This is a genomic window from Stenotrophomonas sp. YJH_SMC_54 (assembly GCF_059368435.1).
Map to the genome: position 1 here is coordinate 346799 of NZ_JCAFRS010000003.1, position 7636 is coordinate 354434.

General features: G+C 66.8%; 8 protein-coding genes. All 8 read left to right on the top strand.

Annotated features, from left to right (window positions below; translation table 11 throughout):
- Nucleotides 1–124 precede the first annotated feature (124 nt).
- A complete protein-coding gene (gene aspS / locus AC5P5S_RS05605) occupies nucleotides 125–1876 on the top strand; it encodes an aspartate--tRNA ligase (RefSeq protein ID WP_043035111.1) in 1752 nt (583 codons plus the stop codon).
- Between the two features lie 16 nt (nucleotides 1877–1892).
- On the top strand, nucleotides 1893–2210 hold the full coding sequence (locus tag AC5P5S_RS05610; RefSeq protein WP_005410761.1) for a hypothetical protein: 318 nt from the start codon (nucleotides 1893–1895) through the stop codon (nucleotides 2208–2210).
- A 31-nt stretch (nucleotides 2211–2241) separates the two neighbouring features.
- A complete protein-coding gene (locus tag AC5P5S_RS05615; RefSeq protein WP_005410760.1) occupies nucleotides 2242–2763 on the top strand; it encodes a GNAT family N-acetyltransferase in 522 nt (173 codons plus the stop codon).
- A 75-nt stretch (nucleotides 2764–2838) separates the two neighbouring features.
- A complete protein-coding gene (locus AC5P5S_RS05620; protein WP_024958675.1) occupies nucleotides 2839–3471 on the top strand; it encodes an esterase/lipase family protein in 633 nt (210 codons plus the stop codon).
- A gap of 233 nt (nucleotides 3472–3704) precedes the next feature.
- The gene (locus tag AC5P5S_RS05625) at nucleotides 3705–4436 is read left to right on the top strand and encodes a YebC/PmpR family DNA-binding transcriptional regulator (RefSeq protein WP_005414277.1); all 732 of its coding nucleotides are present in this window, start codon (nucleotides 3705–3707) and stop codon (nucleotides 4434–4436) included.
- Nucleotides 4437–4541: 105 nt separating this feature from the next.
- Complete coding sequence (ruvC, locus tag AC5P5S_RS05630; RefSeq protein ID WP_005410757.1) at nucleotides 4542–5063, top strand: crossover junction endodeoxyribonuclease RuvC; 522 nt, start codon at nucleotides 4542–4544, stop codon at nucleotides 5061–5063.
- A 13-nt stretch (nucleotides 5064–5076) separates the two neighbouring features.
- Nucleotides 5077–5670, top strand: a complete 594-nt coding sequence (gene ruvA, locus AC5P5S_RS05635) for a Holliday junction branch migration protein RuvA (protein ID WP_005410756.1) — start codon at nucleotides 5077–5079, stop codon at nucleotides 5668–5670.
- A 49-nt stretch (nucleotides 5671–5719) separates the two neighbouring features.
- Nucleotides 5720–7636 (top strand): potassium transporter Kup (locus tag AC5P5S_RS05640; protein WP_062605804.1); only part of this gene is annotated, 1917 nt, incomplete at its 3' end.

The following is a 7636-nucleotide window of genomic DNA, read 5'->3' on the forward strand; positions in this document are numbered from 1 at the left end:
TAGGGAGGGGGACGATCAAGCCGGTGTGACTGGCCGGATTTGCCCCAGCCGGGGCCTCGGCCGCAGAATACGAGGCTTTCCGGCCCCCATCCGGTGCCGGCGTTCTCCAGCGGAGCTTCCCCCCATGCGTACCCACTTCTGCGGCCTGGTCGACGAGACCCTGATTGGCCAGACTGTCACCCTCGCCGGCTGGACCGACGTGGCCCGTAACCAGGGCGGCGTCTGCTTCATCGATCTCCGCGATCATGAAGGCATCGTGCAGGTGACGGTGGAGGTCGACAATGCCGAAGTGTTCGCGGTGGCCGCGTCGCTGGGCTACGAGGATGTGCTGCAGGTGGAAGGCGTCGTGCGTGCCCGCCACGCGGTGAACGACAAGATGCGCACCGGCAAGGTGGAAGTGATCGCCACCGCCATCACCGTGCTGAACAAGGCTGCGCCGCTGCCGTTCCACGCCCACGAGAACCCGGGCGAGGAAACCCGCCTGAAGTACCGCTACCTGGACCTGCGCCGCCCGGAAATGCAGCGCATGCAGCGCACCCGCATCAAGCTGGTGCAGGCGCTGCGCCGCCACCTGGACGAAAAGGGCTTCCAGGACATCGAAACCCCGATCCTGACCAAGGCCACCCCGGAAGGCGCACGCGACTTCCTGGTGCCGGCGCGCATGCACCCGGGCGAGTTCTACGCCCTGCCGCAGAGCCCGCAGCTGTTCAAGCAGATCCTGATGGTGGCCGGCTTCGACCGCTACTACCAGATCGCGCGCTGCTTCCGCGACGAGGCCCTGCGTGCCGATCGCCAGCTGGAATTCACCCAGCTGGACATGGAATTCGCCTTCGTCCGCGAGCGCGACGTGCAGGATTTCGTCGAGGACATGATCCGCGCCATCTTCAAGGAAGTGGTGGACGTGCAGCTGGACGCCAGCTTCCCGCGCATGACCTGGGCCGAGGCCATGCGCCGCTACGGCTCGGACAAGCCGGACCTGCGCATCGCGCTGGAGCTGGTGGACGTGGCCGAACTGGTCAAGGACAGCGAGTTCCCGGTGTTCACCGGCCCGGCCAATGATGCCGAGGGCCGCGTTGCCGCGCTGCGCATCCCGGGCGGTGCGTCGCTGTCGCGCAAGCAGATCGACGAATACGCCGCGCATGCCGCCAAGTACGGCGCCAAGGGCCTGGCCTACATCAAGATCGCCGACAACGGCGAAATCAGCTCGCCGATCCAGAAGTTCTTCAGCGAAGCGTCGTTCGCCGCGCTGGTCGCCCACGTCGGCGCCGGCAACGGCGACATCGTGTTCTTCGGTGCCGGCGGCTACAACAAGGTCTCCGACTTCATGGGCGCGCTGCGCCTGAAGGCCGGCAAGGACTTCGGCATGGTCGCCGACGGCTGGGCGCCGCTGTGGGTCACCGACTTCCCGATGTTCGAGTGGGACGAGGAAGAACAGCGCTACGTCGCCCTGCATCACCCCTTCACCGCACCGGCCGTGGACGACATCGCCGACCTGCGCGCCAATGCCCGTACCGCCGTTTCGCGCGGCTACGACATGGTGCTCAACGGCAATGAGATCGGCGGCGGTTCGATCCGTATCCACCGTCCGGACATGCAGAGCGCGGTGTTCGAGCTGCTGGGCATCGGTGCCGAAGAAGCCCGTGCCAAGTTCGGCTTCCTGCTCGACGCGCTGAACTACGGCGCGCCGCCGCACGGTGGCATCGCCTTCGGCATCGACCGCATCGCCGCGCTGATGGCCGGCACCGAGTCGATCCGCGACGTCATCCCGTTCCCGAAGACCACTGGTGCACAGGATCTGATGACCGACGCGCCGTCGCCGATCGTCGACGCGCAGCTGGCCGAAGTGCACATCCAGGTTCGCCCCAAGACCAACTGATCAGGAGATCCAGGCAATGACCGAGTTTGCGTTTTCGCTGGAGTGGGAAAAGCTGGGCAATGAAGGCTCCGAGGCCAACCTGGTCACCGAGCGTGCACGCGTGTTCGGCGGTTGGCTGGTCCGCGTCGGTACCAACCCGGCCGCGATGGCCCTGACCTTCGTCGCCGACGGCGAAGGCCGTTGGGATGGAGAAGACTTCGGCGTCGAGGATTACGAGGACGACGAAGAGGAAGAGTACGACGAGGACGAGGAAGGCGAAGAAGACGAGGACGAAGAGGAATACGAGGAAGAGGACGAGGAAGACGAAGAAGCGGAATCGTCGGAAAAGGCTTGACCGCCCCTCCGCGCTGACGTCAACTTGCTGCATGTATTCCATCCGCCGCGCCACCGTGGACGACGCGCCGACCCTGTCGGCGCTGGCCGCCCGCACGTTCACCGAAACCTTCGGCCATCTGTATCCGCCGCAGGACCTGCAGGCCTTCCTTGAGGAGGCCTACACGGTCGAGCGCCAGCGCGTGATCCTGGCCCACCCGGATTACGCGGTGTGGCTACTGGAGCTGGACGGGGAGGCGGTCGGCCATGCCGCCGCCGGTCCCTGTGGCCTGCCGCACCCGGACGTGAAGCCCGGTGACGGCGAACTCAAGCGCCTGTACCTGATCAAGACGCAGCAAAGCTGCGGCTGGGGCAGCCGCCTGCTGGAAACCGCGCTGGCCTGGCTGGAACACGAGGGCCCGCGCACCCTGTGGTTGGGCGTGTGGTCGGAGAACTTCGGCGCACAGCGCTTCTACGCCCGCTACGGTTTCGAGAAGGCCGGCGAATACCTGTTCCCGGTGGGCGACACGAACGATCTCGAATTCATCCTGCGCCGCGCACCGCGCGCGGCCTGATGTTCACTGCCGCTTGCTGCGCGCGCGTGTTCAATCACCGTACGTTCCTGCCCCGCTGACCGCCAGGCTGTTTGCATGACTCCCCCCGTATTGCTGCTGCATGGCATCTGGAATGCCCGCGCCTGGGTCGGGCCGCTGGCCTGGCGCCTGCGCGCGCGCGGCTTCCAGGTGCACGCGTTTGGTTATTCCTCGGTGTTCGGTGGCCCGGACGTGGCCGTACCGCAGCTGCTGGAGCGGCTGGCCGACGCCGGCCCGCTGAGTTTGGTCGGCCACAGCCTGGGCGGGCTGTTGGCGCTGGAAGCGCTGCGGCGCAATCCGCAGCTGCCGGTGCAGCGCGTGGTCTGCCTGGGTTCACCGCTGCGCGGCAGTGGCACCGCGCGCTCGTTGTCCGATCATGGCTGGGGCCTGGCGCTGGGGCGCAGCAGCGAGCTGCTGCTGGACGGCTTGCCGGACTGGCAGGGCAGGGCCGAGGTCGGGCTGATCGCCGGTTCGGTGCCGCATGGTCTGGGCAGCCTGCTGGGCGCGATGGACGACGCCTCCGATGGCACCGTGGCCCTGGCCGAAACCCGTCTGCCGGGCCTGACCGATCATTGCGTGGTGCGCACCAGCCACAGCGGCCTGGTCGTGTCGCCGGATGCCGCGCGGCAGACCGCGCATTTCCTGCGCCACGGCCAGTTCGACCACAGCCGCGACGCCGCCGCCGCGTAATCTGGTAGGGGCGACCGCCCTGGCTCGGTGGGTGCGAACCGTCCTGCCCTGGTGGGTGCGACCGGACTACCTCGGTGGGTGCGAACCGTCCTGCCCTGGTGGGTGCGAACCGTTGGTTCGCACGCGCTTCGCCGGGCCATGCCCGACGGCATCTCTCCGCCCTAGACACGGTTGCCGTCCCCGATCAGGTAGAATCCGCGCCTTGATCCTGAAGCAGCCAGACGGTAGCACCCATGGGTAGAGGCCCCTCCATCGAAGCCCGCAAGAACGCGTCCGACGCGAAGCGCGGCAAGATTTTCACCAAGATCATCCGCGAGATCGGCGTTGCCGCGCGCGGCGGTGGAGGCGACCCCAACAACAACCCGCGCCTGCGCGTGGCGGTGGACAAGGGCCTGGCCGTGAACATGTCCAAGGACGTGATCGAGCGCGCCATCAAGAAGGCCACCGGTGAACTGGAAGGCGTCGACTACGAGGAAATCCGCTACGAAGGCTACGCCCCGGGTGGCGTGGCCGTGATCGTCGACTGCCTGACCGACAACCGCGTGCGCACCGTGGCCGATGTCCGCCATGCGTTCAGCAAGTGCGGCGGCAACATGGGCACCGAAGGCTCGGTGGCCTTCATGTTCAAGCGCCTGGGCGTGCTCAGCTTCGCCCCGGGTGCCGACGAGGAAGCCATCACCGAGGCGGCAATCGAGGCCGGCGCTGATGACATCGTGGTCTATCCGGACGATGGCTCGATCGATGTGGTCACCAGCCCTGACGCGTTCAGCGCAGTCAAGGACGCGATGACCGCCGCTGGCCATGTCGCCGACCACGCCGAGATCACCTTCCGCGCCGATAACGACATCAAGGTCGAGGGCGAGGTCGCCCTGCAGGTCAAGAAGCTGCTGGACATGCTGGAAGACCTGGACGACGTGCAGGACGTGTATTCCAACGCCGAGCTCGGCGCCGACGCCTACGCCTGAGCCGTCTTCGACGGCCTGGGCGCGGGCCGTTGAACGGTCACCGCGGACAGTCATGAGCCCATACGCCTGCCAGCGCATTCCGTTCCGCCCCGCCAGGAGTGCAGCATGACCCGCATCCTCGGCATCGACCCCGGTTCGCAGCGGACCGGGGTCGGCATCATTGATGTCGATGCCACCGGCCGCGTCAGCTACGTGCACCACCAGCCGCTGGTGCTGCTGGGCGCTGACGACTTCCCGCAGCGCATGAAGCTGCTGGTGCTGGGCCTGGCCGACCTGTGCCGCGAGTATGAGCCGCAGGAAGTGGCCATCGAACGCGTGTTCATGGCCCGCAACCCCGATTCGGCATTGAAGCTGGGCCAGGCCCGTGGCGCGGCGATCTCGGCGGTGGTGCTGCGCGACCTGCCGGTGCACGAATATGCTGCCAGCGAGATCAAGCTGGCGGTTGTCGGGCGCGGTGGCGCCGAAAAGCAACAGGTTCAACACATGGTCGGGCTCATGCTCAACCTGAAAATCAAGCTGCAGGCCGACGCGGCCGACGCGTTGGCGGTGGCGATCACCCATGCCCACGTAAGGGCGACGGCCAACCGCCTGGGGCTCAGTGCCCGCCAGGCATGGGGCCGCAAATGAGGAGCTGCACGCAATGATCGGTCGACTGCGCGGCATCGTCGCCTACAAGGCGCCGCCGTGGCTGGTGGTGGACGTGAACGGAGTGGGCTACGAACTGGAGGCGCCGATGAGCACCTTCTACGACCTGCCCGAGCTCGGCCGCGAGGTCACCCTGTACACCCACTACTCGCAGAAGGAAGACAGCGTCTCGCTGTACGGCTTCCTGCGCGAGGGCGAGCGGCGCCTGTTCCGCGATGTGCAGAAGGTCAGCGGCATCGGCGCGAAGATCGCGCTGGCCGTGCTGTCCGGCGTCACCGTCGAGGAGTTCGCGCGCATGGTCCAGGCCGGTGACATCACCGCGCTGACCCGCATTCCGGGCATCGGCAAGAAGACCGCCGAGCGCATGGTGCTGGAGCTGCGTGACCGCGCGGCCCAGTTCGGTGCCGGCGGCGCGCTGCCCACCGGAAGCGGCCCGGCCCCGGCCGATCCGCTGTCCGACGCCACCGTGGCCCTGCAGCAGCTGGGCTACAAGCCGGCCGAAGCCGCGCGCATGGCCCGTGATGCCTTCAATGAAGGCGACGAAGTGGCCACCGTGATCCGCAAGGCGCTGCAGTCGGCGCTGCGTTGATCCGCCTTCCTTTCCTTCAACAAACCGCCTGAGCTTCGCCAGGAGTCCCATGTCCAGCAGTCAAACCCCGCACGCAGCCGCCCCCGGCGGCCATGGCCACGCCCCCTCCGCTGGAGGACTGGCGCTGGTCATCGGTGCGATCGGCGTGGTCTTCGGCGATATCGGTACCAGCCCGCTGTACACCCTGAAGGAGGCGTTCTCGCCGCACTACGGGCTCAACAGCGACCACGATACCGTGCTGGGCGTGCTGTCGCTGGCGTTCTGGGCGCTGAACCTGGTGGTGACCCTGAAGTACGTCACCATCATCATGCGCGCCGACAATGATGGCGAGGGCGGCATCATGGCGCTGATGGCGTTGACCCAGCGCACGCTGCGCAATGGCTCGCGCTCGGCTTATGTGGTGGGCATCCTCGGCATCTTCGGCGCCTCGCTGTTCTTTGGCGACGGCGTGATCACCCCCGCCATGTCCGTGCTCAGTGCGGTCGAAGGCCTGGAGGTGGCCGCGCCCGGACTGCATGTCTTCATCGTGCCGGTCACCCTGGTGGTGCTGCTGGCAGTGTTCGCCGCGCAACGCTTCGGTACCGAGAAGATCGGCAAGGCGTTCGGCCCGATCATGGCAATCTGGTTCGTATCGCTGGCGGTGATCGGCATCTACAACATTGTCGATGCGCCCGAGGTGCTGAAGGCCTTCAACCCGTGGTGGGGCATCCGCTTCTTCATGGAGCACGGCTGGCACGGCATCTTCATTCTCGGTGCAGTGGTGCTGGCGGTGACCGGCGGCGAAGCGCTGTATGCGGACATGGGCCACTTCGGCCTGCGCCCGATCCGCCACGCCTGGTACTTCTTCGTGCTGCCGTGCCTGGTGCTGAACTACCTGGGGCAGGGCGCACTGGTGCTCAACCACCCCGAGGCCCTGAAGAACCCGTTCTTCGAGGCGGTGCCCTCGTGGGCGCTGTACCCGATGATCATCCTGGCCACCATGGCGGCGGTGATCGCCTCGCAGTCGGTCATCACCGGCGCGTTCTCGGTCTCGCGCCAGGCCATGCAGCTGGGCTACATCCCGCGCATGCGCATCAAGCACACCTCGCACGACACCATCGGCCAGATCTACATCCCGGGCATCAACTGGGGCATCGCGGTGATGGTGTTCGGCCTGGTGCTGGCGTTCCGCAGTTCGTCCAACCTGGCCGTGGCCTACGGCATCTCGGTGTCGGCCACGATGCTGATCGACACCCTGCTGCTGGCGGTGGTGGCACGTTCGCTGTGGCCGAAGTCGCGTGGCTGGCTGCTGCCGCTGTGCGTGGTGTTCTTCATCATCGACCTTGGCTTCGTCATCGCCAACGGCGCCAAGCTGCTGCAGGGCGCCTGGTTCCCGGTGGTGCTGGGCATCTTCCTGTTCACCATGATGCGCACCTGGCGGCGTGGCCGCGAGCTGCTGCGTGATGAGATCCGCAAGGACGGCATCCGCCTGGACACCTTCCTGCCGGGCCTGATGCTGGCACCGCCGGTACGCGTACCGGGCACCGCGGTGTTCCTCACCGCCGACCCGACCGTGGCCCCGCACGCGCTGATGCACAACCTCAAGCACAACAAGGTGCTGCACGAGCGCAACGTGTTCCTGCACGTGGAAACCCTGCCCATTCCCTATGCGATGGAAGGGCAGCGGCTGAAGATCGAGTCGGTGGGCGACGAGTTCTACCGGGTCTATGTGCGCTTCGGTTTCATGGAAACCCCGGACGTGCCGCTGGCGCTGATGCGCTCGTGTGACCACGGTGGCATCTACTTCGACCCGATGGACACCACCTTCTTCGCCAGCCGCGAAACCATTGTGGCCACCGCCAACCGCGGCATGCCGATCTGGCGCGACAAGCTGTTCGCGCTGATGCACCGGAATGCCGCGCCCGCGACCGGCTTCTTCCGGATTCCGGGCAACCGCCTGGTGGAACTCGGCGCGCAGGTGGAGATC

Bases quoted from the DNA above. Each gene is read 5' to 3' on its own strand.
- aspS (WP_043035111.1), top strand. From the start codon at position 125: ATGCGTACCCACTTCTGCGGCCTGGTCGACGAGACCCTGATTGGCCAG.
- AC5P5S_RS05610 (WP_005410761.1), top strand. From the start codon at position 1,893: ATGACCGAGTTTGCGTTTTCGCTGGAGTGGGAAAAGCTGGGCAATGAA.
- AC5P5S_RS05615 (WP_005410760.1), top strand. From the start codon at position 2,242: ATGTATTCCATCCGCCGCGCCACCGTGGACGACGCGCCGACCCTGTCG.
- AC5P5S_RS05620 (WP_024958675.1), top strand. From the start codon at position 2,839: ATGACTCCCCCCGTATTGCTGCTGCATGGCATCTGGAATGCCCGCGCC.
- AC5P5S_RS05625 (WP_005414277.1), top strand. From the start codon at position 3,705: ATGGGTAGAGGCCCCTCCATCGAAGCCCGCAAGAACGCGTCCGACGCG.
- ruvC (WP_005410757.1), top strand. From the start codon at position 4,542: ATGACCCGCATCCTCGGCATCGACCCCGGTTCGCAGCGGACCGGGGTC.
- ruvA (WP_005410756.1), top strand. From the start codon at position 5,077: ATGATCGGTCGACTGCGCGGCATCGTCGCCTACAAGGCGCCGCCGTGG.